We start from the raw sequence: 22868 nt of genomic DNA, 5'->3' as shown, positions 1-22868 counted from the left end.
CCCCTCAAAGGATGCACGTGTCAAGGGGCATTCAGATACGTTTCAGAGGCGTGAAAGCGCGCGGGCCTGTTGATAGCGGGTAAGGGTGTGGCGGCGCGCCGCTTTTGCATCCAGCATGGCCGGGGGATACCCCACCTTTTGGCGCACATCGTCGGGCGGATTGTGGATATCCTTGGCCGCCAATCCCGCCAGCTCGGGCACAAAGGTTGTGATATAGGTGCCGTCTGGGTCCCATCTTTCCGATTGTGTGAGGGGGTTAAACATGCGAAACCACGGTGAGGCATCGCACCCCACAGAGGCGCACCATTGCCACCCGCCATTGTTGGCAGGAAAATCACCATCGATGAGGTGTTGCATAAAAAAACGCTCGCCCTCCCACCACGGCATTCCCATCAGTTTGCAATAAAAATTGGCGGTAAGCATGCGCAGGCGATTGTGCATCCACCCCGTTTTGCGCAACTGGCGCATCCCTGCATCCACAAAGGGAAACCCCGTGCACCCGGTGGCCCACAGGCGGTGACGCTCTTCATCCAAGGCCTCATAAGGATACACCGCCTCACGCTGAAACGGTTGCCCTTTGGAGACCCACGGAAAACACTGCATGATCATCAGATAAAAGGTGCGCCAAAAAAGCTGGCGAATCCAGCCATCGGTATGGGGGTCAATCCCTTTGGCCACACAAGCTTGCCATGCCGCCCACACACAGTGTCTGAGGCTGAGCACGCCGTGGGAGAGATAGGGGGAAAGCAGGCTTGTAGAAGGCTTGGCGGGCACATCTCGTTCTTGTGCATAGGTGGTGAGACGGTGGACTAGAAAATCATGCAGCGTTTGCTGAGCTGTTTCTTCATCTGCCGGCCACAGATCTGCGCGAAACGACGCCTTTGTCCAACAAGGGAGCTCAGGGGGCGGCAACGCAGGCCCCACCGCAGGCGGCGGTGGCAAGGGGGTGGACAAAAACACGTCCATCTGGCTCATACAGTGTTTATACCATGGCGTAAACACGCGATAAGGCTTGCCCTGCTTGTTGACCATCCCCTTCAAGGGCACCAACCACGGCGGGTCATAGGCATGCACCACAACGCCAAGCGCTTCCATGGCCTTGTCCACAGCCTTGTCCCGCTGTTGCTCATAAACTGGGACCTCTTTTGTGTACCACAGCTCTTTCACGCCCTGAGAGCGACAATAGGCTGTCAGCGCCTGAGGCAAGTCCTGATAAAAGGGGCGCTCAATCACATCCAGCGCGATGCCGCGATGTGCTAGCTTTTGGGCCAACCCATGCACCAGCGCCTGCCGAAAGGCGATCTTACACGGCGCGTCATCATGCTTTTCCCACTGCTGAGGCGTTGCGCACACCAGCGCGCGCACCGGCCCGCCCTTACGGCAGGCATCATAAAGCACCGGATGATCCTCAAGCCGCAGCTCTGATCGCAACCACACAAGACGCATACATAGGACCCCCTTTTTCGGTTATCCATCACCTTAACACATCAGCAAAGCGTGAGGACCCTCCCCCCACAAACATCTTTCCCCAGGCATCAGATCCACCACCATGTATCGGAAAAAAGAATAATAAATACAGACAAATCAGATATTTATGGTTAATATTGCCTTTGTGGCAAGAATTGCTTTTTTCGCAAATGTTGTCGCCTATGTTTTTTATAATAAGTAAGAGGTTTCCCCTATGATCCATCCCTTGAGCCCCGCCCGACATGCAACCCATGTCTTTGCAACATGTGCCTTTTTCTTGGGCGCTTTGCTGCTGAGTGTCCCCATGTATGCCGCAGACCCTGACGAGAGCTTGGCAAGCTCAACCCTTTATGCTCCTGCCGTAAGCGGGCTTTTAGCAGAGGCCGCGCCCGCAACTGGCACAACGCCCGCGGCGACCTCTCTTTCCCCTACAGATGTTTCTCAGCCCGCCACACCTGGGTTTACACATCCTGCATCTAAAGAAACGTTTGGCATAACGTTTTCTAACGTTGATTTTACAGATGCGCCCTTAACAGAAACAATCGTTTTTCCCGCCATTCAAGAGGCGCTCTTCTCGATTCAAAATCGCTGGCTGCCTAACTTAAATACACAAAGGCAGAAGATTGAACAAGAGTTAGAGACACAGTTTCCAAAAGGTGATTCCCAACAAGCCATCGACGCGCTGATGGAGCAACTGCTTGCTAAAGACACGACAACCGTGGTGGAACAGTCTCAAACATCTCAAGCCTCACGTTCTCAAACCAGCAGCCAAGATGAAACCCCTGTTCATGAAGAAGCCCTCGCTATAGAGAAGCTCGAAGAAAAAGCCCGTTGGTTGGCATTGAATCAAGAACTCACAAACCTGAAACAACAGTATGATTTCTTTGTAAGTCTGCCTCAAACTATTGCCAATCTATCCAGGTACGTCGAAGGCAAAGAAAAAGATTATTTTGTCCTATCAAAGAAAGAAGAGGTCCCCATAGATTTCGAAACAAATACCTTAGAAGCAGGCTTTCCTATGTTTATTACATATAACAACGATAATCAGGCTTCCATGTCTTTGTATCAGGAGTTCGGGGCCTTCTTACACTTCTTTTGTGAACATGCAAAAAAATGTGCGATCCCTGCTGCTTTTATCCAAGAAACAACCCCTGAAGAGAAAAAAGAGATGCTTGCAGACTACTACAATAGCTGGTACATCACAAAGAAGCTATTGTTTCCTTTGCTTGGCGCGTTGAGAGACGTGCAGGCAAAAAAAGAGGAGGAATCTTCTTTAGCAATCGGGGCAGCGGATGATGGAGAGGCGCTTTAAGGCGGCATCTTTGCACGGCGTCTTTGCATCCCATAAACAGTGACGCGAAGGGGCCGCGCTAGAGCACCTCAATTTGAAGAGCGTGGATGGCGCCTGAGGCCAGCTCGTCGGCAAACAGCGCATAGATTTTTTGATGCTGTTCCACGGGCGAAAGGCCCTGGAGCGCCTTGGCCTTGATGCGTATGCCCAGGTGGCTGATGGGACCAGCGTTTTGGGCGCCCGCGTGCGCCCGGTGGGACGCCGATCCGTCCACAACTTCTAAAAATGTTGGGCTTAGGCTAGACTGAATACGATTTTTATACTCATCAATCAAAGACATGGGCTTCTCTTGTTCCAGGTGCTTACCTTCAACCTACACAAAAATACTTTATGCGCCCACCTGTTGACCCGCGCTTGCGACATTTTTTCTACACATGCCTGCTCTCCCCCGCGTTTTGGGTGATCAAGTGGTTGATGCTGTTGGCCTTGGGGTTTTATCAATGTGTGCTGCGATCACATTTATGGGTGGGGCAATGCCGCTTTAGCCCAACGTGCTCGGATTATAGCCGCCTGGTTATTGCACGGTTTGGCCCCCTGAAAGGGCTCTGGCTCACCCTGCGGCGCCTTAAGAAATGCCACCCGTGGAGCGACCGGCCACACGCGCACCGCCCAAAACGTTAGCCTTTTTTGCGATAGGCGGCTTGGGTTTTTTCATCCAAAAACGCCCGTGAATCCATCAAGACAGAAATCGCCATACAGCGCCGCATCCATGTGGTGCACCCTTGGTGGTGACCCTGGTGGCGTATGTCCGCCATAGCGCGCTCAAGTTCTCCAAGATGGCCCGACGCACCATAGCGATGCATGCCCCGATAAAACCGCGTCTTGGGGCCCACAAGCCCTTCACCGCCTTGAAAAAAGGCCTCTTCTATGGCCAGCCGCTCATTGGCGCGCAAGTGCTGCCAACAATCACCATAAAGGCGCTGAGACAAAAACACCTGCCGCCCATGGGCCCTTTCGTCAAACAATAACCGTATCTCTTCTTGCGATAGCCCCACACGCCCCTCATACACATCACGAAAGGAGGTGCTGTCACCCAACACCTGTTCCCAATCATGAAGCGCCTCAGGGGCATCCATATCAAACCCCACCCCCACCACCATGTGCGTGTGAAGACCCGCCCCTGCATCGTTTGCTTTCACGGCACGCGCATGTGAGTAAACACCTGCGTGCTCTGGGTGGCTTGCAAACAAAAAGCGCACGTCCTTATAAAAGCTTTGCTGAGACTGAAGATCCAGGTGATACAAACAATCGCGCACATCTTCTATGAACCGGCGATGTCGAGGCGATAAACCCACAAGCTTCATCAACAAGCCCTCCCTTACGGATAGGTGATCAACACAACATGGTCTGCACACCATAGGCCCAGATGATTAACAAACCCACAATGCCCCACCAGGCAGGATCAGCTGGGGCAAAGAAGGTTGAGAAAGGCGGGAAGAACAGACTCAGGAAGAGCCCTAGAGAAACAAAGCTACAGGCATTTTTACCAAAGTCCGCTCCGTGTTGACGAAAGGTATGTAACGTGCATGATGATATCATCAGAAACACTTGCATGCGCTAGCTTATGAAAAAAGTGAATGTCGTCCCTTATGATCGGATGTGGCCTCAGCACTTTTTACAAGAAGCAGACAAGCTTAAAAAGGCTATGCGCGGCGCGTGTGTGGCCATTCATCACGTGGGATCAACGGCTGTGCCCGGCCTGCCCGCCAAGCCAAACATTGATATCATTGCCGAAGTGAGGGATCTCAGGTTTCCCCACACGCCGCTTGAAAAATTAGGGTATGAATATCAAGGCGGGTTTAGCCTGCCTTTGCGCAAAAGTTTTACGTATCGAACCCCTCACCTGAATGTGAATCTGCATGTTTTTGAACACAATGACCCAGAGGTCGAGCTTAACGTGCGCTTTCGAGACTATTTGCGCACCCATCCTGAGACGTGCGCACAGTACGCAGCCCTTAAATATGCCCTGGTGAAAAAAAAGTCGTCTCACGTGCAAAGCGGCATATACAAAGGCTATACCTTGGGCAAGCACGGGTTCATCCAAGATATTTTGCACAAAGCAGGCTTTAAGCGATTGCGCTTTGTGATCGCGGCCCATGATGCTGAGTGGGAAGCCGTTAAGGCCTTCCGCAAACGCGATCTGCCTGCATCTAAGGCCTTAGAAACGTTGCTGTCCCCCGCGCACAAACATCTTCTCTTTTATCGCGGCACCACCATTATTGGCTATGCCCACGTAGAGCTCTTTACGCCATCCACGGCCATGCTACATAGCCTGCTCATTCACACAGATGAAGCGATGGATCCAAACACCTTAATGGGGCTTGTGCGCAAATGGTTGACCCTAGAAGGGTATGACATGATCTCTCATCAAAGTCAGAACAACGCGCCCTCTTAACATAAAGCCCCTGGGCTTTAACGGGGGCAGGGCCGTGGATCCTGTTTTTTTAGGGCTTCTCGAGGCCATGAGCCATGAGGTCAAGACGGATTTCCAGCATAGTGATGATATCGTGCAGGTGGGGGTCTTGGATGGGCGTATCGGCACATTGGATGCGCAAACGGGCCAGCTCATCTTGAATGTTTTCCCCATTCATCAGCCTGATTTGCAATGCGCGAAAGTGCCGCAGCAAATCGTGAGCATACGAAAGGCCCACAAGCTTGTGATCCACCGCCAACACGCACGACGACGACAAAGACCCTGGCAAACAAGGTGTGGACTGAAAGGCTAAAGAGCTGGCATACGCCACCCAAGACAAACATCGTGATTGAATTGTGTGCACACTCGATCCACCCGGTAGGAAACCCTGATCTCACCCTAGCAAAAGACCCTAAAAAAGGCGTTGATGGACCTTAAGCCAAACAAACCTCAGGACCCTACAACCTGGAAGAAAGGCAAGCAACACGCATAGAGCTGTTATCCACAAGAAAAACGACCCCCAAAAAGAGCGATAATTCAAAAAGGAGCACGATGAAAGGGCATGAGAGCAAAAAGGTGCAGGAGTAGAAAGGAGGGCAGGCCGAGGGGTGATGGAGATTCAATGAAAGAGAGCCAAAGGACGCAGGTGCAACAGACGCGGCGGGCTTCATGGCCATCACACAGATACGGTCAATGACAAAGGCGGGATGGATGGCGGGGATGACGGGACTCGAACCCGCGACCTTCGGCGTGACAAGCCGACACTCTAACCAACTGAGCTACACCCCCTTTTCACACAAGGGCACCTTCCCTAGCCTCTCTCCTCACGGCCGCCCTGTCAAGAGCGGAAATCACTAGAAAAAGGCTGAAGATTCACGGGCACAAAGCCAACACACAGCCAAAAGCCATAACCACAATGTCTGAGGCTTTGGTTTTCAGGCTTTTTGTGCCGCTTTTTCTGAAGAACCCACCCGCTTTTTGGCCTTCTCATACGAACGCTTAAGGGGGCGCAGGGCCTCATCCAGCGTGCTTTTTGAGTGACCCTCAAGATAGGCATCTAAGCCGCCCGCTTTTTCAATCGAACGCATACCGCGTGTAGAAAGGCGCAAATACACCACCTGGCCTAACACCTCGCTAAAAAAAGAAAAGGGCTGCAAATTCAGCGCAAAGGTGCGCCGCGTGCGATTATTCGCGTGAGACACATTGTTGCCAAACAACAAACGCCGCGATGAAACGGGACAAAAACGAGACATGACCAAACCTATCGATTGCTTCCTATTCTTTATATCTCAACCATCCAAACAGGTCAACATCAAGCACCCCCGGCTTCACACATGAAGAAGGTGCCTCAACGCCCCCGCCCGTCATCTGCAGAGGAGGCAGGCTCTTGACCGTCATCTTCAGGGGTAGCAAGCTCTTGACCTTCATCTGCAAAGGTAGCAGGCGGCTTAGGCAATGAAGCCCTCCCATCCCTGACATCTTCTGGAGTCAAAGTTTCAGAAGAAAGAGGCGAATATTGCAAAGCTTCTGTGGACCCAGGATCGTTTTCCCTCTTTTTGTCAGACGCACGAGAATCAGACTTCATCTTCTCCATCTTCTCCAAAATGCATCGCTTTTCCTCAAGCAATCTGCGCTCTTCCTTAAGACGAGACACCTCTTCCACTTGTTCAGCATGCTCCTTTTGTAAGCGTTCTAGCCTGCATGTTATCTGGTCTCGGGTTTTCTGCTCTGATTCTTTTTCTTCCTGTGAACAGGAAGCTAACGCTTGATGTAACGCAGTTATTTCTTGATTGACCCCGCCTAACGCTTCTTCAACAGTGGCAAACCTTTCATGCGAAAACATACGTGGCGTTGACGATGCGCCTTCTGGACGATCTTCTGCATTCTGATCGCCGTGGCCCGCATAGGCAACGGTGGATAACAAAAGTGCCGACCCCATCAGCAGGGCGCGCACAGAAGAAAACATACGACAAAACATCAGCACCCCCTTAGGCAAAACATTCAGAAATTCACTCAGAAATTCAGTCCTATGGTCCACAACACATGCCTATATGTCAATCATTTTGTTCCTTTGCTTCGGATCACGCTTGTTTTTCTTCTTCTTCAGCTAAATGCGCAACCAAACGCGCCTTCAGCTTTTTCAAAGCATCAGGGTTAGATTGATATTGAATCAAACTTTTTATCTCTTCACACATCGCCACAGCCCATGGTGCTTTACGGCCTTGCAGACTGTCCCACACCTGTTGCAACCCCTCTCTGTAATTTTTTCCAATCTCTTGTTCCACGGCGGCTTTCTCTTGTTCCTGGGCGGCTTTCAGATCGGCTATTCTTTGTTTCAGGAAGGCTTTCTGTTGTTCCAGGGCGGCATTCTTTTGTTCCAGGGCGGCATTCTGTTGCTGAAAAGCCTTGTTTTCTGCTTCTAAAGCTTTTTCAAGCTTCCTTCCTTCTGCCAGCAGGTCTTCATGGTACGCAGCTGACGAAACGTTTCCCATATGTTTCTGCTCTAGCTCTTCTTTCAGGTCTTCTACAAAAGGAGCACCTGCCCCCACAGATTCACCCTCATCATCTGATGCGCCAGAAACACCTGCATGCACAAATGAAGACAACAACAACACCGCGCCCACCAACCCTGTGCGCAACGACAAGAAAAAATATGAATGCATAAAAAACTCCATAAAAACAATATGATAATCGTTATTCTCTCTTTTTTTGTGCCCATATGTCAACAAGATGGACCTCGAGATGGACCTCGCGCTTCAACAGAAGGGATACACGCCCATCCCCGCAAAAGATGATTCTATAAGATCGTGCCTGGCTGGCTTCATTGCTGAGGGCAAAGGCTGGCCCATCCCCCATGCAAAAGGGGTCAAAGCCCCCATGAACCTTTATGTTTCAAGATGATGCTGATAAAGGGCCAAGGGATCAAAAGGCGTCGTTGCAGCCTGAAAAAGAAAGGTCGCACCGGCAGAAAGATAGATCCACCACTGTTGCACATACCCTGGCCGCGTGATAACGGCGAGCTGCTCTAGGGCAACCACAAGGCCCCCCTCAACTCTTTAACGTCAGCCTCCAACGTGTCAACCCGCGTCTCTATGCTTGCCTGCTTCTGACGCGACTCTTCAACCTCAGCCGTCAACGCTGCAACGAGCTCCCTTAACTCTTTAACTTCAGCCTCTGTGCCTGCCTGCTTGGGCAACAACGCCTCACCCTCACAAGCTTGATCCTGGGCATATGGCGCGCAAAGCGTGCCTCTCGGTTCATCCCTCGGCACCTCATCACCCGGGCCCACGGCCCATAACCCATGACACATCAACAACGACGCGCCCACACAAACCATACGCACAAAAGAGGACATACAAGAAACCATCATGATAAAGTTCTTTAAAAACAATGCCTTTAACTGCAATCTTCCTTGTTTTGTGCCCATATGTCAACAAAATGCTCCCCCTTGCGACCCCCCTCTTCATGGAGGGCGCGCAACCGCAGAGCTTCATCCACAGAGCAGGGTTCTAAGCGCACAGAGAGCCTCTTGTTTAACCTGAGGTAACCTCTTTCTTTTCTTGCACAACCTCCGCCCTCTTTCTCTCAGGCCTTGTCACCGTTTTCTTGACCAAAGCTTTGGGTCGCGACAGGTCTTTTAGCCTGATCTGAAGCGTCCGTATCTCTGCCATACACTGTATGAGCCTAGCGCGCAGACTGTTATTTTCTTTTTGAAGATCCCTTTGCGTTCTTTTTTGCGCTTGTTTAAAAACAGCGAGTTCTTCCCGAAGATTATCTAACCTATGATTGAGGTCTTGTACATTCGGCCGACCATTGAACAGATCCCTGGCGGAAGAGTGGCTCCACTTGCTCCCCTCAAGTGCCCCTATTCTCCCTGTAAGTTCCTCTTGATTGCGCGCAAAATCCTGTAGATTTCGCTCGAGTGCACGCTTGTCCGAACCATGCCAAACATGCACCCTCGAGATAGCTTCTAAAGACGACCCCCACGTTAACAATACCGCACCCACACAAACCCTACGACCCCAAGACATAGATAAACCCCCCTTACAATCGATAACCTAACCCGCGCCCATTATTTCTTTTGTTTTCTTTTTTGTCAATAAATAGGAAGTGAGGAGAGGGTGTGCTTACGGGGCAAACGCAGGCCGCAGAAAATCCTTGAGTAAAAAGACGCAAGACACTCACAATAGGCACTACATCATGATTTTTTCAGTGGAAAAAAGGCAGGATGTGTAAAGATGGTGGGCGCTACTGGGATTGAACCAGTGACCTCTGCCGTGTGAAGGCAGCGCTCTCCCCCTGAGCTAAGCGCCCTGCTTATTAAAAGTGAGTCAGCGGCCCTTCTTTGTCAAGCCATTCACCTCGATAAAACGCGCCATGGCTAGGCACCACGGGCGTCGTGACCACGGGTTTTATAAGAGCATGGCGGCGGGGTCTTCCAAAAACTGCTTGATCTGATTCAAAAAGTGGGCGGCCAGCACACCATCCACCACGCGGTGATCCACAGACAGCGTTAAGGTCATGCGGGGCGCCACCACCACCTGCCCTGCTTTCACCACAGGCACGTCCTTCAATGCGCCCACGGCCAAGATGCCTGCCTGAGGGGGGTTGACAATGGCTGAAAAAGCGTCAATCCCAAACATGCCCAAACTTGAGACCGTGAAGGTGCCCCCTTGAAACTCTTGCGGGTTCAGCTTGCCCTCACGCGCGCGCGCGGCCAGATCTTTCATCTCTGCGCCCAGTGCCTTCAGGCCCTTCGAAGCCGCATCACGAATCACAGGCGTAATCAACCCTTCGGCCACCGACACGGCCACCGCCAGATCCACCGTTTGATAAACCCGGATGGTATCCTGTGCCCACGCACTGTTCACAAAGGGAAAGGCTTGCAACGCATGAGCCGTGGCTTTCAGCACAAAATCGTTGACTGACAGCTTGATGTCGCGCGCCTTCAGCTTTTGCCGCAACGCCGTTACGCCGCCCATGTCCACCTCACGGGTCACATAAAAATGAGGAATCTCATATTTTGATTGCCACAAACGCTGGGCAATCACCTCACGCATGCCGCTTACCGGCACAGCCTCAAAGGCAGGCTCATAGCCAGAAAAGAGCCCCTCAGGTGACGAAGGCACAGGCGCTGAAGATGGCACGGGGGCAGCCGGTGAGGATGGCAGAGCCTGCGCTGAGCCTCCCCCAGATACGTGAGCAACAGAAGGCCTTGCAAGGGCCTGCTCAATATCAGCCTTCACAATGCGCCCCCGTGGGCCTGAGCCCTTGAGAGCTCGTGTGTCCACACCATGGTCGCGAGCCAGTTTTCGGGCCAGAGGTGAAATACGCACCCCGCCCCGATCATCATTGTCAGGATGAGGCACCATGTTGGGGACATCAAACGTCTCCACCCCTTCCACGGTTTCTGACGAAAGGGATAGAGATGTTTCATCATGGTTAGCCGGCGCGTGATGGGCGGGGGCGTTGGCAGCTGCCTCTTTTGAAGGAGATGGCGCCGTCAAAGCTGAGGCCTCTTCTCCTTCCTCCAGCAACACAGCAATGGGTGTGCCCACCGCCACATCTTTGGTGCCCGCGGCCACCAAAATAGACCCCATCACGCCATCATCCACAGCCTCCACTTCCATGGTGGCTTTGTCTGTTTCAATTTCAGCCAGTAAGTCCCCCACCTCAACGGTGTCACCCTCCTGTTTGTGCCAGGCCACCAGGTGGCCCTTTTTCATGGTGGGTGAAAGGGCAGGCATGAAAACCTCAATGGACATAAGGGCTCCTTAAGACAGAAAAAAACGCACACCTAACAGGCGCGCCTGATATCACCGTTACTTACGTTCTGTAACACACCTTCAAACAGGCCTCAACAATTTGTTGAACGCAAGGCAAGGCCAACGCTTCCAAGTTTGTGGCATAAGGCATGGGCACATCAACGCCCGTCACACGCACAGGCGGTGCGTCGAGATCATCAAAGGCTTCTTCGTTCAGTATGGCATGAATCTCTGCGCCCACACCCCCCTGAGGCCAGCCCATTTCCACGCTCACAAGGCGGTTGGTCTTGCGCACGGAGTTGAGAATGGTGTCGCGATCCAAAGGCCTTAGTGTCCGCAAATCAATCACCTCCGCCTGAATGCCTTTTTCTGCCAACGCTTCGGACGCCTGCGTGGCCAACAGCATGCCATAAGAAAAAGCCGTAATCGTCACATCATGACCAACGCGTGCCACGTGGGCTTGGCCAATGGGCAACACATTATCATTGTCAGGCTCAACCTCAAAAGTGTGGCCATAAAGGCATTCATGCTCTAAAAACACCACCGGGTTAGGGTCACGGATAGCCGCTTTGAGCAAGCCCTTGGCAGAGGCGGCATCATAAGGCGCAATCACACGCAATCCCGGGCAATGCGCATACCAGCTGGCAAAACACTGCGTATGTTGCGCACCCACCTGCACCGCTGAGCCATTAGGCCCACGAAACACAATAGGACACGACATGAGCCCCCCCGACATATAATGGGTTTTGGCCGCAGAGTTAATGATATGGTCAATGGCCTGCATGGCAAAATTGAAGGTCATAAACTCTACAATCGGCCTCAGGCCTGCAATCGCTGCACCCACACCCAGGCCTGCAAACCCGCTTTCGGTGATGGGGGTATCCACCACGCGCTTAGGGCCAAATTCTTCTAAAAGGCCGCGGCTCACTTTATAGGCCCCTTGATATTCCGCCACCTCTTCGCCCATCAAAAACACACGGCTGTCTTGGCGCATTTCTTCGGCCATGGCGTCTCTTAACGCGTCTCTAATCGCCAGCTCTGCCATTTTATGCCTCCTCCTTAATCACGTCTGTGTAAAGTGCAGCATCATCCGGCAAGGGCGCCTCTTTTGCGAAGGCCACAGCATCTAGCACAATCTCTTTGACCTCTTTTTCAATGGTTTTCAGAGGCTCTTCTTCGCCTTGCCCCTGGGTTAAGATGAGCTCTTTGAGAAACAGCAGGGGATCTTCATTCGTTTTGACATTGTCCACCTCTTCCTTGGTGCGATACAAGGCAGGATCTGACATGGAATGCCCCCGATAACGATAGGTGGTCATCTCAAGCAACATCGGCTGGCCCGTGCGCACCTGAGCCAGAGCAGAACGGGTGGCCTCTATCACTTCCAACACATCCATGCCATTGACTTTTTGGCCAGGAATGCCCCATGGCTCACCCCGCCTATAAAGGTCCTCACTGTTAGCGCAGGCTCGCTCCACGGATGTGCCCATGGCGTAACGGTTATTTTCGATGATGTAAAGCACAGGCAGACGCCACAAGGAAGCCATGTTAAAGGCCTCATACACTTGCCCCTGATTGGCCGCGCCATCACCCAAAAACACAAGGCTCACCGCGTCTTTGTTCAAATATTGATGGGCAAACGCCACGCCGGTGCCCAGCGGCACCTGCGCACCCACAATGCCATGCCCACCCAAAAAGCCTTTCTCAGGATCAAACATGTGCATCGACCCCCCCTTGCCTTGCGAGCTGCCCGCGGCTTTGCCGGTAAGTTCTGCCATCACAAAACGTGGGTCCATGCCTGACACCAACATATGCCCATGATCCCGATAGGCCGTAACCATCGTGTCTTGCGCTTCTTTCGCTTCATACGTGCCCACGGCGATGGCCTCTTGGCCAATATAAAGGTGACAAAACCCACCGATCGATCCTTGGCCATACAATTGCCCGGCTCGCTCTTCAAAGCGCCGAATCAAAAGCATCTTTTGATACAAACGATGCAATATATCCAGCGACGGTGCATTTTGGGCGCGCGCTGAAGACAGGCGCGTTTTTTCGCTACGCAAAATGGCCTCCTTAAGGGGTGATCTCATCATAGAATGCCAAAGACAGGCTAATAAACAAACAACTTCCTTTGATCATTACCGAATATCTAACCAAGAGGCAAGTCAAGGGGCTGAAGCAAGCCTTCAGCCTATAAAGGAAGCCTGTGGTGTTTCATGCTCTTTTGGCGAGCACCGTTTCTCCTGAAACCATTTTTTGCCCTTTTTGAACAAAAATTTCTACATCATCTGGCAAATACACGTCAACACGGCTCCCAAAGCGAATGATGCCAAAAGCTTGCCCCCGCATAACCTGATCACCAATTGACACATCGCACACAATACGCCGCGCAATCAGGCCTGCAATTTGTGTGATCATCATGGTGGTGCCTTCTGCCTCCAGCACCACGGTGTTGCGTTCATTTTTCTGACTGGCTTTGTCTAGAGAGGCATTAAAAAACTGCCCCTTGTGATAGGTGGTCATCAACACACGTCCTTTTTGCGGCATGCGCGTCACGTGTGCATCAAAAAGGCTGAGAAAAATGCTAAGGCGCACCCAATTCCCTTCACGGTACCGACCCACTTCCGCAGGAGGTTTGGCATGGCAGATATCCACCAACACACCATCAGCGGGGCTGACAATGGCCTGCGTGCTCTTTGGACCTACACGCTCAGGGTCACGAAAAAAAGCAGCACATCCCAAGGTGAGCACCAGGGCCAAAACACCCACCACAGGCCACACAAACAAAAACAGAATACTCAGCCCCGCCCCTAAGGTTATAAAAGACCAGCCCGCTGGATGAATACGTCCCTTCAAAGGTCCCCACGAAAGCATCATAACCAACCTCGATCCTTCTCTCTTCTTTGGCAGCGCCTATGGGCTGCGCGTATAGATAAAAATCTATCTAAGTTTTCAACTATATGAAACCTTAGAGGCGTATTCTCTGCAAAGAATTGATTTTCTGAGCATGTAATCACTGTCAAGGTCATTACCCAAAAATAACCACTCAAGCCGAGATCCACGTTGATGTCAACCATAAGCGCCACAAGTATCGTTTTTCTAACCCCTTTCCTCAGATCCTTCCACCAAGCCCTGGACCGCTTTATCTCCTCGCTGAAGATCGCCAGCTTCTACGCTGTGGCCGCCCTTTATTACACAAGCCCTGCAGCGTTTCTGGGCGTGCTGCTGCCTTTTTTCACGCCGTGGCGGTCAAAGATTCGCGTGTGCCTTGGGGTGATCTTTCTTATGGGCACCCTTAAGGGATGGTTTGTCTGGATGGGAACCCACGGAGGGCTAGGCCCTTATGGCCTGCTGGTCGAAGGAGCCTTTTTGTGGATGTTTTATCGCCATGCACGCACATCAAGCCAAAAACTGCTTTGGGGAATGCTGGCCAGCCTCTTAGGTTTTTTTCTCATGAAGCATACATTTTCAGGAATTCAGCCTGTGCTCAGCTTGCCCCCACTTGCCATCAAACCGCAATCCACAGCCTATTGTTTGTGTTTTATGCCAGAGGGCGTGGTGGTGAGTTTGTTTATTTTATACCTATGCCTGTTTGAAAGGGCATCATGGCCCATCTGGCAGCAGAGCTTATTTGTGGGCGGCAGCACCAGCCTTGTGCTTGCAGGAGCTTTACTGGCCCCGGCCTTGTGGTTTCAAGTGGTGGCCTTCGCGCCAGGAGTGCCGACCTATTTCCCCCTATGGCTCTTCAAAAACGTTTTGTGGACTAGCTTGAGTGAAGAGGTGTTTTACCGCCTTTTTCTCCAAACGTTTTTGACCCAAGCATTGATGCGTTATCACCTCTCTTGGGGGTGGGCCTTGGTGCTTACCAGCGCCATTTTTGGGCTGGCTCACCTCCCTCATCACGGCTATGCGTCCATGGCCTGTGTTGCCAGCTTGGCTTATGGCTGGGCCTATCACCGCACCAGGCGCCTTGAAACCTCTATCATCGCCCATGCCGTTTTCAACATATTGCATGTGTTGTTATTCACCTACCCTTTTGCCAAACCCTCTTAACGGGCAGGAAGCATCCTTGCGCCCCAAGGGACCCATACCCAAGCCCGCGGCCACCACCATGTGCGTGTGAAGGTCCGCCCCGGCATCGTGCTTTTTCGCAGCGCACACTTTGGCAAGAGCTGACACGTAGATAGATTTATTTTTTCTAGATATTCATTAAAATCTTAGATAATAAAAAAACGATAAACTTATCATTTTTTTACATAAAAAAATCATTTTCTTCTTGAATTTAAAGAAATTTTATTTTCGATATAATGTATCGATCTTATATTGACATTTAGTCAACAAAAAGGCACAACAGAGATCATTAACTTATTGAAAATAAAAGGGTTTTGTGTGAAAAACGTGTCTCTTTTTGTGTCTTTATGTTTAGGGGCCAGCACCATGCTAATGGCCGGTCCCTCTTGCCCCGCCCGTAATGTGGATTTAGACGCTTCGCCTCCACACACAGCCACAGCTTCGTCAACAACGCCACGAACGCCACAAAAACCTGCAAGGAAAGCAACCGACTCCTCCTTATCCTCAGCCACAAGCACAGCAAAGGATGAGGCAACAGAAGAGGCAGGCGCTGCTGGTGAGAGTCTGACCAACTCCTTCCTTCAAGCAGAAGGCTCAGAAAACGATGACGAAGCCGCAGGGGGTTCGCCCTCCCCTCAAAAAAAGCCTTTGAGGAGACAGATGTTTCTCAAGATAGATGAGGCCCGTGGTGATGGCCCTGTGTATCCGTCACCCAACCCCTTAAGCGTCGGCCACATGATGGCGTCCCCTGATGCAGACAGCATACCTTCAAATGTTGCTTTGCCAATCCATAGTCCCTCTGATGAGCCTCGACCTACGCCACGTTACAAACCCAACTTTGATTCATCGTCTGATCGCACGCCCCCCTCCAAAAGAAAAGAGCAATCAGCTGGGCCTGCTTCTGCCTCTAAGAGAGCCAAGAATGAAGATGGGTGGGAAAGCAATTAAGCGACGACGCTAGGGATGAGTGGATATGTGAATGGTGCGATGGAGAAAAGGTAATGTGGATGTCTTTTTATGGTGTGTTCGTTTCTGTGTGTGTGTGTTGGGCACTTGCACATCCACTTTTTGCACCACCTACGGCTCAAAGAAATTTAGCTGCGGCTTTTGACCGGGTAGCTGTCCCCAAACGAACGTCTGATCAAGAGGCATTTACCCCCTCAGCGCGCCTCGCCCCTGCCTCTAAGCCCAAGCGCAAAAAAGAGGAACCAACACCCACAGACACCCCCTCAAACGCGATACAAACCCTTATTGCCGAAAAATTAGCACACGAACCTTCACACAGCGTTTGGAATGACATGATAAAAGGCCAGCAAGTAGGGCGCTGTATAATCAAAGGAAAAAAGCCCGTGATCATTGCCCGTGATTTTGCTGAGATGCATGCCATGAGGACATGGACAGAGTGGACGCAAAAGATTTCTCAGTGTCATCTATGCGATCTATCTGCAAACCCGCACCTCACAGACCCCGCACAAAAAAACAACGTGCTTGATCTTTTTCTGGCCATGGCCTCAACGCGCCAACGGCATAACCTCTGTATGATCAAAGTAGCGCCCCCTGTTCTTACCCTGTTGGCAGAAGATATCGTTGACAGCTTTGATGAAGGAGGCCATCTACACAGCGCATCTCTCTATGACTTTCTTGTTCACGACAAGGGCATCGATGTTTTTGCTGACCCGCCTCCCACACCTGATGCAGATGCTGTGGGCGATTGTGTAAGAGCCTATCTTGCCCATATAGGCAGACATAAAAGTCATACCACCTTCTTCAATATCATAGCCAGCTTTTCTGTGGATCAGCAAAGATGTGCCCTTGACTTTAAAAACAGTCGGAAAGAACGTGTCGAAAAAGCCATGGACCATTTCTTAACAGGGTTTTCAGAGGAGAATCTCAAAGACTATGAACACGATCCTAGAAAAGCGGTGTTTCTTGACTTCACAAACACCTGGCATATTGACAAGGGGAAAAGGCTCGCCTTTTTGACATGGCTCCACACAAACACCCACGCCCATTCTATCAGCCTCATCAAAACAAACCTTCGTACCTTCGTTGAGACAAAAATGGCCTATCCAGGACAACCCTCTGCCATGAGCATGCTAAAAGACAAGGGCATAAGCATCCTGATAGAAGATAGCCCCCCCAATCGTTATGAAGGCATACGTCGTATTGAGGAAATTGTGGAAAAATGCATGAAAAACGAGAAAAAAACCACAAACGCGCCCCCTAAGAGCGTGCCAGGCGATCAGAACTGAGTGACGGCCAAAGGCAACAAAAAGACCCTCTTCTCCATCATGCGCACCACGTCTGTTGAACGAGAACAAGGAAGTTAGCGGGAGGCGTTAACGGAAAAAGGACGCAATCTTGTCCAGAAATTTGGCCACCATGGGTTGGGCCTTGCGTTCATCAGTCTTTTTTTCAAAGGCGCGCAGCAGGTCTTTTTCTTCCGTGCTCAAGTTTTGCGGCGTTTCCACCATGGTTTGTACATAAAGATCACCACGCAACGTGCTTTTAAGCATACTCATACCCTTCATGCGTACCCGCAGACGATGCCCTGATTGTGTGCCTTCCGGGATGGTGACGCGCACACGGCTGCCATCAATGGTGGGCACCTCTAACGATCCCCCCAGCGCAGCCTTCACCATAGAAATGGGTGCTTGAAAATGAATGTCGCGCCCCTCACGTTGAAACAATGGGTGAGGACGGATGGTCACAAAGATATACAGATCTCCAGGGCTCCCCCCACGCACGCCCGCTTCACCTTTGCCGGCAATGCGCACCCGCGATTCTGACTCAATGCCTGCAGGAATAGATACCATAATGGTGGATTTGTGCCGCTTGCGCCCTTCCCCGCCACAGGTGCGACACGGATCTTCAATTTTTTGGCCCGTGCCGTGACACTGGCCGCAGGGCTGTTCCACCACAAAAAAGCCTTGCCGCGCCGTGACGGTGCCTTGCCCCTGACATCCCCCGCACACGCTGGGCGGCTTGCCGCCGGCAGAACCTGTGCCACGACATGTATCACACGCCACCCATGTGGGAATAGAAATTTCTGTTTTCAGGCCCTTAAAAGCTTCTTCCAGCGAAATTTCCATATCAAAGCGCAAATCAGAGCCGCGCACCTCAGCGCTGCGGCGACGCCCCCCGCCTCGCTGACCACGGCCACCGGCGCCCATAAAATCTTCAAAAATGTCTTCAAAAATATCAAACCCAGCCCCCCCGGATTTGAAGTTGAAGTTAAACCCGCCTTGATCAAAGCCGCCTGTACCGCCGCCCATGCCGCCTTCAAAGGCACGGTGACCCATTTGGTCATAAGCCGCCCGCTTTTGCTTATCTTTCAGCACTTCATAGGCCTCAGAGATCGCCTTAAACTTGGCTTCTGCCGCTTTGTCTCCCTTGTTTTTATCAGGATGATGTTTCAGCGCCAGTTTCCGGTATGCACTTTTGATTTGGGCATCTGAGGCCCCCTTTTGCACACCAAGTACATCATAATAGTCTTGTCTTGACATCGCCGCTTTCCACCAACCTAACGTTCATTTCTTTTTGCATAGAAAAATTATAAAAGATCCCGCTACAATGTAAATCCACAATATCATCACAGATTTTTACTTAAAATTTTACATCTCCCGTTATGCATAAACATGAATATGAACGATGTATGATGTGCCTTCATGGCGGCTTCCGAAGAAAAAAAGCAAACACAACAAACCGGCAACGTGGGTGATAAAGGTCAGCCCCGCAAAAAAATTGCCATTGCGCTTCAAGGGGGCGGATCTCATGGAGCGTTTACCTGGGGCGTTTTGGACAGCTTGCTGGAAGATGGGCGCCTTGATATTGAAGGCTTGAGCGGCACCTCTGCAGGCGGCATGAATGCTGTGGCCTTGGCTCAAGGGTTGCTGCGCGGAGGCCTTGAAGGAGGGCGCCAAGAAATGAGGCGCTTTTGGCAAAAAATTGCGGATGGCGGCCTCTTCAGCCCCTATCACAGGGCTTTTTTTCCCCAATCTCTGGATATGCGCACCCCGCAGTTTGATCCCTTTCGCTTTTTTTCAAGCTTGATGCAAAATGTGTTCTCCCCCTATCAAACCAACCCGCTCAACATCAACATTTTGCGGGATATGGTGGAAGCGTTTTTTGATTTTGAGCTGCTCCGCTCTGCCAAAGAGCTGAAACTTTTTTTGTGCGCCACCCATGTGAACACGGGCAAGCTTAAGCTGTTTACACTCGACACCCTCACGCCCCAGAAAATGTTAGCCTCCGCGTGCTTGCCTTTTTTGTTTCATGCCGTGGAAGTGGATGGCGAGAATTATTGGGACGGTGGATTTGTGGGCAACCCGGCCATTTATCCCCTCATCTATTCATGTGACACCCCTGATATTATGGTGATCCAGCTCACGGTGATGAATCGCAAGCGCCTACCCCTCACGGCCCATGAGGTGATCGAGCGGCACAAGGAAATCACCTATAACGCCTGTCTGATGCGTGAAATGCGCATGATTGATTTTGTGGGTGACTTGATGCAAAAAGGCATCATCCAAGAAGGTACCATGAAGCGTCTCAATATGCACTTGGTGCGAAACGAAAGTCTTTTTAATGACCTTGACCTCTCAAGCGCGCTTAACCCAGACTGGGGGTTTATTCATTTTCTGTTTGAAGAGGGACGCAAATCGGGCAAAGCCTGGATTGAGAAAAACTATGATGCCATCGGCCGATGTCATTCCACCAATTTACACAAAGAATTTGTGGCAGAATCGGCAGACACCGCTATGAGTTAGCACCGCCCCCCCAAAAACCGAGCCTGGCATAGCGCTAAAGTGCAAAAGATTGGATTTTTCCTCTCAACAGAGTAGAATAGAGCTTTTTGGTCGAGTCAAAGAAAGACGTCATGGGTGCCTCCAAGCAATATGTGTGTCAAAGCTGTGGTTTTATTGCACCTAAATGGGCGGGCCGCTGCGAAGGGTGCGGCATGTGGAACAGCTTTGTAGAAGAAACGGCGGATATCAGCAAAACCAAGAAAAAAGGGCCCAGGCTTCATTTCACTTCCCTCAAAGAAACGGCCCAAAACCCTTTACAGCGCATGTGCACACATATTCAAGAGTTTGACCGTGTTTGCGGTGGCGGTCTTGTGCCGGGCAGTGTTGTCTTATTAGGTGGTGACCCCGGCATTGGCAAATCCACCCTTTTGCTTCAAGTGTCAGCGGCTTTGTCCCGCGAGCTACCGTGCGGCTATATTTCCGGCGAAGAAGGGCTTGATCAGGTACGCATGCGGAGCCAACGTTTAGGACTTTCTGATGCCCCGCTTAAGCTGGCCTCCAGCACCTATGTGGAAGAAGTGATTCAATCGCTTGAGCAAGAGCACCTGGCCTTGGCCGTTGTGGATTCGATTCAAACCATGAGCCTCATGCATAATGATGCGCCGCCTGGCACGGTCAGTCAAATTCGAAGCGCTTCTCACGAATTGATCCGCGCAGCCAAAAAATATGGTGTCATTCTTATTTTGGTGGGACATGTCACAAAAGACGGCGCCTTGGCGGGGCCCAAATTGCTTGAACACATGGTGGATACGGTGCTTTACTTTGAGGGGGAGCGCGGCCATCCGTTTCGCATCTTGCGCGCCCAGAAAAATAGGTTTGGACCCAGTGATGAGCTGGGCGTTTTTGATATGACGGAAACAGGTCTGCATGAAGTACCCAATCCTTCCGCGCTTTTTTTGAGCCACCGTGACCAAAATGCCACGGGTTCTGTGGTTTTCCCCGGCATTGAGGGCACCCGGCCGCTTTTGGCTGAAATCCAAACGCTGGCCTCACCGTCTTACCTGCCGTCGCCCCGTCGCTCGGTAGTGGGGTGGGATCATGGTCGCCTATCTATGGTGGTGGCCATTTTGGAAACCAGGGCTGGCCTTCATTTAAGCCAGAAAGACATTTATCTCAGTGTGGTGGGCGGCCTTAAACTGAGTGAGCCTGCAGCTGATTTGGCCGTAGCCGCTGCGCTGATTTCGTGCATCAAAAAAACACCGCTGCCCAATGATGTGGTGATTTTTGGCGAGCTCAGCCTTTCCGGCGATGTGCGTCCTGTAACGCAAATGGAAGCGCGTCTCAAAGAAGCCGCCAAATTGGGCTTCACCCAAGCCCTGATGCCCGTGAGCAAGAAAAAGAAGACAGCTTCCTCCACGCCCCCCAAAGAAGGCCTGCGCCGCACACCCATCACGCACATCAAAGACCTGATTCAGTGGATCGAGAGCCTAGCCTAGCTTGTTGCAGGAGATTTTTTTAAGGTAAGAATCCTTGTTTTCACCCCCCTTATGACAGCATAGAAATGCCTTTGCAAGAGGGGTTGGTATAGTGAGGCGGCGCGGTATGAGGAAGCCCCCGCGCCTCTTTTTTCTTGTGGTTAATAGGTGATGCCAGCCCGCACAAGAAAGGCCGTGCTGCGCACGCTCTTCTTCAGGGTGGGGATATTGCGCTGACCATAGAAGCTTTTTTGGTGCATGCTTTCCACCACGCCTTCCACAAAGAAGCGATCCACGGGCACATGCACACGCACATCTCCCCCCAACTTGCGGCCAAACAACACGTTGCCCGAAAGCTCAATATTGCCCAAGGCCTCAAAGCGATAACACGCACCCACACTGGCTTCTGCGCCTTTTTTGCCCTTACTCACAAACTCTACAGACACCGGGAAAGACAACACATCGTTCACCGCATAGCCTGTTTTGATCTTGTAGGAAATACCTTCCGCTAAGAGATAGGCTTCAACATCCGGTGCATAAACCCCACCCCAGGTAAACGGTGTGACCCGCGTGTTGCCGTTGTCCACAAAGTGGTACCACCCCAGCATATAAGCATAGGTGGAAGAGCTGCAAAACAAGGCAATCGTATTGGCGGTGTTAAAATCGGACTTGCGAATGGAAAACTCTTTAAGGCGATAGCTGGCCACCAAGCTGTCCATATCATTGCCCGCAGAGGCATTGGGTTCCCCCTCTTCGCTTGGGTACATCAGTGACTGTAACCGTCCATCTATATACATGAAAGTATCGGTGATGTGGCCGTCCCCTCGACGTGCACGATCCACCAAATCGCCCGAAAGGCGCATGGCGTTGTTGACACCCGCAGCAGAGATGATAATCTCCTTATCAAACTGGTTCCTCACAACATTGACAACACTGGGGTTACCAGCATTCGCAATCATATACGCTTCTAAACCTGCATAGCCGCCTGTTCTGAGGGCGTTTTCCATGGCTTGTTGTGTGGCTTCATCGACACCATCAAGCAAGGCTCCTTTCGCGAACCACAATGGTTTGCCTTGATAGGTGGCGGCACCGGCACCCGGCCTTGTAAAGAGATAAAGTGTGTAAGTGAAGGGGTTTTTAAACCCTTCCGTACGGCGCCTAGGATCCTGGCTTGCGTAACGATCATTGGCAAAAACAGGGCTATACCCATAGGCCTTAAAGCGTGAATAGTGACCAAACTCATGATAGCCCGTGCCTTGAACATACGTGACGATACTGTTAGGAATGAGGTTTAAAAGGGCCAACCATCCACGGTTGCGGCTGCCCCAGCCTGTGTCGGCCACGGCATCAAACCCCGCGCCATAGGCCATGCCAATCTCGTCATAAAAGTTTGACAACGCCCGGTTACTGTTTGCATACGTCAACCCTGAAGAATTGGTGAGATAGCCTGAGCTAAACGAAAGCGTCCGCTTCACTGGAGATGTGTCCTTCTTGGCCCACACCGGCCCCACAGACAGCCCCATAAAAACAGAAACAACGGCAACGTATATTTTTTTCATAAAAGAACGTAATCCTATACCT

23 protein-coding genes, 2 tRNA genes and 1 pseudogene are annotated in these 22868 nt (G+C 51.4%); 8 read left to right on the top strand and 18 right to left on the bottom strand.

Features of this window, described 5'->3' with window-relative positions:
- Positions 1-42: 42 nt before the first annotated feature.
- On the bottom strand, positions 43-1446 hold the full coding sequence (locus IG82_RS0105660; protein WP_031934575.1) for a cryptochrome/photolyase family protein: 1404 nt from the start codon (positions 1444-1446) through the stop codon (positions 43-45).
- Positions 1447-1771: 325 nt separating this feature from the next.
- On the opposite strand from IG82_RS0105660, the gene IG82_RS0105655 reads away from it, so the two are divergent.
- Positions 1772-2779, top strand: a complete 1008-nt coding sequence (locus IG82_RS0105655; RefSeq protein WP_156095411.1) for a hypothetical protein — start codon at positions 1772-1774, stop codon at positions 2777-2779.
- A 58-nt stretch (positions 2780-2837) separates the two neighbouring features.
- Here IG82_RS0105655 and IG82_RS0105650 read toward each other — a convergent pair whose 3' ends face one another.
- A complete protein-coding gene (locus IG82_RS0105650; protein WP_031934573.1) occupies positions 2838-3098 on the bottom strand; it encodes a BolA family protein in 261 nt (86 codons plus the stop codon).
- Positions 3099-3148: 50 nt separating this feature from the next.
- Here IG82_RS0105650 and yidD point away from each other — a divergent pair, with 50 nt between their 5' ends.
- Complete coding sequence (gene yidD, locus IG82_RS0105645) at positions 3149-3439, top strand: membrane protein insertion efficiency factor YidD (protein ID WP_082192096.1); 291 nt, start codon at positions 3149-3151, stop codon at positions 3437-3439.
- Here the strand turns inward: yidD and IG82_RS0105640 are convergent.
- Positions 3436-4122: a hypothetical protein gene (locus IG82_RS0105640; protein WP_031934571.1), complete on the bottom strand. Its 687-nt coding sequence runs from the start codon at positions 4120-4122 to the stop codon at positions 3436-3438. The two genes, yidD and IG82_RS0105640, sit on opposite strands and share 4 nt — an antisense overlap.
- A gap of 260 nt (positions 4123-4382) precedes the next feature.
- Here IG82_RS0105640 and IG82_RS07005 point away from each other — a divergent pair, with 260 nt between their 5' ends.
- The gene (locus IG82_RS07005) at positions 4383-5213 is read left to right on the top strand and encodes a GrpB family protein (protein ID WP_082192095.1); all 831 of its coding nucleotides are present in this window, start codon (positions 4383-4385) and stop codon (positions 5211-5213) included.
- A gap of 49 nt (positions 5214-5262) precedes the next feature.
- Here the strand turns inward: IG82_RS07005 and IG82_RS0105625 are convergent, their stop codons facing one another.
- The 13 genes and pseudogenes from IG82_RS0105625 to IG82_RS0105550 all read right to left on the bottom strand — a co-directional run bounded on the left by IG82_RS0105625 (position 5263) and on the right by IG82_RS0105550 (position 13870).
- Positions 5263-5595 (bottom strand): hypothetical protein, encoded by a 333-nt coding sequence (locus IG82_RS0105625; RefSeq protein WP_156095410.1) that lies wholly within the window; start codon positions 5593-5595, stop codon positions 5263-5265.
- A 348-nt stretch (positions 5596-5943) separates the two neighbouring features.
- A tRNA-Asp gene (locus IG82_RS0105615) sits at positions 5944-6020 on the bottom strand.
- A gap of 146 nt (positions 6021-6166) precedes the next feature.
- Positions 6167-6484, bottom strand: a complete 318-nt coding sequence (gene rpmB / locus IG82_RS07420; RefSeq protein WP_031934566.1) for a 50S ribosomal protein L28 — start codon at positions 6482-6484, stop codon at positions 6167-6169.
- Between the two features lie 95 nt (positions 6485-6579).
- The gene (locus IG82_RS0105605) at positions 6580-7269 is read right to left on the bottom strand and encodes a hypothetical protein (RefSeq protein ID WP_156095409.1); all 690 of its coding nucleotides are present in this window, start codon (positions 7267-7269) and stop codon (positions 6580-6582) included.
- A 43-nt stretch (positions 7270-7312) separates the two neighbouring features.
- Entirely contained in the window at positions 7313-7894 is a 582-nt protein-coding gene (locus tag IG82_RS0105600) for an Atg14 domain-containing protein (RefSeq protein WP_156095408.1), read from the bottom strand.
- Between the two features lie 222 nt (positions 7895-8116).
- A complete protein-coding gene (locus tag IG82_RS07185; protein ID WP_156095407.1) occupies positions 8117-8269 on the bottom strand; it encodes a hypothetical protein in 153 nt (50 codons plus the stop codon).
- Entirely contained in the window at positions 8257-8601 is a 345-nt protein-coding gene (locus IG82_RS0105585) for a hypothetical protein (protein ID WP_156095406.1), read from the bottom strand. The genes IG82_RS07185 and IG82_RS0105585 overlap by 13 nt, the downstream gene beginning before the upstream one ends.
- Before the next feature lie 163 nt (positions 8602-8764).
- Positions 8765-9262: a hypothetical protein gene (locus tag IG82_RS0105575; protein WP_156095405.1), complete on the bottom strand. Its 498-nt coding sequence runs from the start codon at positions 9260-9262 to the stop codon at positions 8765-8767.
- Positions 9263-9470: 208 nt separating this feature from the next.
- Positions 9471-9545: transfer RNA gene (locus IG82_RS0105570), tRNA-Val, on the bottom strand.
- A gap of 98 nt (positions 9546-9643) precedes the next feature.
- Positions 9644-10996, bottom strand: a complete 1353-nt coding sequence (locus IG82_RS0105565; RefSeq protein ID WP_031934561.1) for a pyruvate dehydrogenase complex dihydrolipoamide acetyltransferase — start codon at positions 10994-10996, stop codon at positions 9644-9646.
- A gap of 61 nt (positions 10997-11057) precedes the next feature.
- Positions 11058-12026: pseudogene (locus IG82_RS0105560) on the bottom strand (pyruvate dehydrogenase complex E1 component subunit beta); the annotation flags it as partial.
- Positions 12027-12042: 16 nt separating this feature from the next.
- Positions 12043-13086, bottom strand: coding sequence for a pyruvate dehydrogenase (acetyl-transferring) E1 component subunit alpha (gene pdhA, locus IG82_RS0105555; RefSeq protein WP_031934559.1), 1044 nt, complete (start codon positions 13084-13086; stop codon positions 12043-12045).
- Between the two features lie 121 nt (positions 13087-13207).
- Positions 13208-13870 (bottom strand): phosphatidylserine decarboxylase, encoded by a 663-nt coding sequence (locus IG82_RS0105550; RefSeq protein WP_031934558.1) that lies wholly within the window; start codon positions 13868-13870, stop codon positions 13208-13210.
- Between the two features lie 189 nt (positions 13871-14059).
- On the opposite strand from IG82_RS0105550, the gene IG82_RS0105545 reads away from it, so the two are divergent.
- From IG82_RS0105545 to IG82_RS0105535, 3 genes are all read left to right on the top strand, one after another.
- On the top strand, positions 14060-15046 hold the full coding sequence (locus IG82_RS0105545; protein WP_156095404.1) for a CPBP family intramembrane glutamic endopeptidase: 987 nt from the start codon (positions 14060-14062) through the stop codon (positions 15044-15046).
- A gap of 336 nt (positions 15047-15382) precedes the next feature.
- Positions 15383-16012 carry a hypothetical protein gene (locus tag IG82_RS0105540; RefSeq protein ID WP_135958313.1) on the top strand — a complete coding sequence of 210 codons (630 nt, stop codon included), beginning with the start codon at positions 15383-15385 and terminating at the stop codon, positions 16010-16012.
- A 59-nt stretch (positions 16013-16071) separates the two neighbouring features.
- On the top strand, positions 16072-17316 hold the full coding sequence (locus IG82_RS0105535; RefSeq protein ID WP_031934555.1) for a hypothetical protein: 1245 nt from the start codon (positions 16072-16074) through the stop codon (positions 17314-17316).
- Positions 17317-17403: 87 nt separating this feature from the next.
- Here the strand turns inward: IG82_RS0105535 and dnaJ are convergent, their stop codons facing one another.
- Complete coding sequence (gene dnaJ, locus IG82_RS0105530) at positions 17404-18570, bottom strand: molecular chaperone DnaJ (protein WP_031934554.1); 1167 nt, start codon at positions 18568-18570, stop codon at positions 17404-17406.
- Between the two features lie 162 nt (positions 18571-18732).
- Between dnaJ and IG82_RS0105525 the strand changes: the two genes are divergently transcribed.
- Both IG82_RS0105525 and radA read left to right on the top strand, forming a co-directional pair.
- The gene (locus IG82_RS0105525; protein ID WP_052545745.1) at positions 18733-19833 is read left to right on the top strand and encodes a patatin-like phospholipase family protein; all 1101 of its coding nucleotides are present in this window, start codon (positions 18733-18735) and stop codon (positions 19831-19833) included.
- A gap of 110 nt (positions 19834-19943) precedes the next feature.
- On the top strand, positions 19944-21308 hold the full coding sequence (radA, locus tag IG82_RS0105520; RefSeq protein ID WP_031934552.1) for a DNA repair protein RadA: 1365 nt from the start codon (positions 19944-19946) through the stop codon (positions 21306-21308).
- Positions 21309-21448: 140 nt separating this feature from the next.
- On the opposite strand, the gene IG82_RS0105515 is transcribed toward radA, so the two are convergent.
- Positions 21449-22846 carry a hypothetical protein gene (locus IG82_RS0105515; RefSeq protein ID WP_031934551.1) on the bottom strand — a complete coding sequence of 466 codons (1398 nt, stop codon included), beginning with the start codon at positions 22844-22846 and terminating at the stop codon, positions 21449-21451.
- Positions 22847-22868: the final 22 nt, after the last annotated feature.

It is taken from the genome of Candidatus Hepatobacter penaei (assembly GCF_000742475.1).
Lineage (GTDB): Bacteria > Pseudomonadota > Alphaproteobacteria > Holosporales > Hepatobacteraceae > Hepatobacter > Hepatobacter penaei.
Note: the sequence above shows the minus strand (reverse complement) of the source record. Positions and strands in the feature narration are given on the sequence as shown.

Coding starts and splice junctions, on each gene's coding strand:
- IG82_RS0105655 (WP_156095411.1), top strand. CDS start 1,772: ATGTATGCCGCAGACCCTGACGAGAGCTTGGCAAGCTCAACCCTTTAT.
- dnaJ (WP_031934554.1), bottom strand. CDS start 18,570: ATGTCAAGACAAGACTATTATGATGTACTTGGTGTGCAAAAGGGGGCC.
- IG82_RS0105650 (WP_031934573.1), bottom strand. CDS start 3,098: ATGTCTTTGATTGATGAGTATAAAAATCGTATTCAGTCTAGCCTAAGC.
- IG82_RS0105575 (WP_156095405.1), bottom strand. CDS start 9,262: ATGTCTTGGGGTCGTAGGGTTTGTGTGGGTGCGGTATTGTTAACGTGG.
- IG82_RS07005 (WP_082192095.1), top strand. CDS start 4,383: ATGAAAAAAGTGAATGTCGTCCCTTATGATCGGATGTGGCCTCAGCAC.
- rpmB (WP_031934566.1), bottom strand. CDS start 6,484: ATGTCTCGTTTTTGTCCCGTTTCATCGCGGCGTTTGTTGTTTGGCAAC.
- IG82_RS0105585 (WP_156095406.1), bottom strand. CDS start 8,601: ATGATGGTTTCTTGTATGTCCTCTTTTGTGCGTATGGTTTGTGTGGGC.
- yidD (WP_082192096.1), top strand. CDS start 3,149: ATGCGCCCACCTGTTGACCCGCGCTTGCGACATTTTTTCTACACATGC.
- IG82_RS0105545 (WP_156095404.1), top strand. CDS start 14,060: ATGTCAACCATAAGCGCCACAAGTATCGTTTTTCTAACCCCTTTCCTC.
- IG82_RS0105515 (WP_031934551.1), bottom strand. CDS start 22,846: ATGAAAAAAATATACGTTGCCGTTGTTTCTGTTTTTATGGGGCTGTCT.
- IG82_RS0105525 (WP_052545745.1), top strand. CDS start 18,733: ATGGCGGCTTCCGAAGAAAAAAAGCAAACACAACAAACCGGCAACGTG.
- IG82_RS0105640 (WP_031934571.1), bottom strand. CDS start 4,122: ATGAAGCTTGTGGGTTTATCGCCTCGACATCGCCGGTTCATAGAAGAT.
- IG82_RS0105600 (WP_156095408.1), bottom strand. CDS start 7,894: ATGCATTCATATTTTTTCTTGTCGTTGCGCACAGGGTTGGTGGGCGCG.
- radA (WP_031934552.1), top strand. CDS start 19,944: ATGGGTGCCTCCAAGCAATATGTGTGTCAAAGCTGTGGTTTTATTGCA.
- IG82_RS0105535 (WP_031934555.1), top strand. CDS start 16,072: ATGTCTTTTTATGGTGTGTTCGTTTCTGTGTGTGTGTGTTGGGCACTT.
- IG82_RS0105660 (WP_031934575.1), bottom strand. CDS start 1,446: ATGCGTCTTGTGTGGTTGCGATCAGAGCTGCGGCTTGAGGATCATCCG.
- IG82_RS0105550 (WP_031934558.1), bottom strand. CDS start 13,870: ATGATGCTTTCGTGGGGACCTTTGAAGGGACGTATTCATCCAGCGGGC.
- pdhA (WP_031934559.1), bottom strand. CDS start 13,086: ATGATGAGATCACCCCTTAAGGAGGCCATTTTGCGTAGCGAAAAAACG.
- IG82_RS0105565 (WP_031934561.1), bottom strand. CDS start 10,996: ATGTCCATTGAGGTTTTCATGCCTGCCCTTTCACCCACCATGAAAAAG.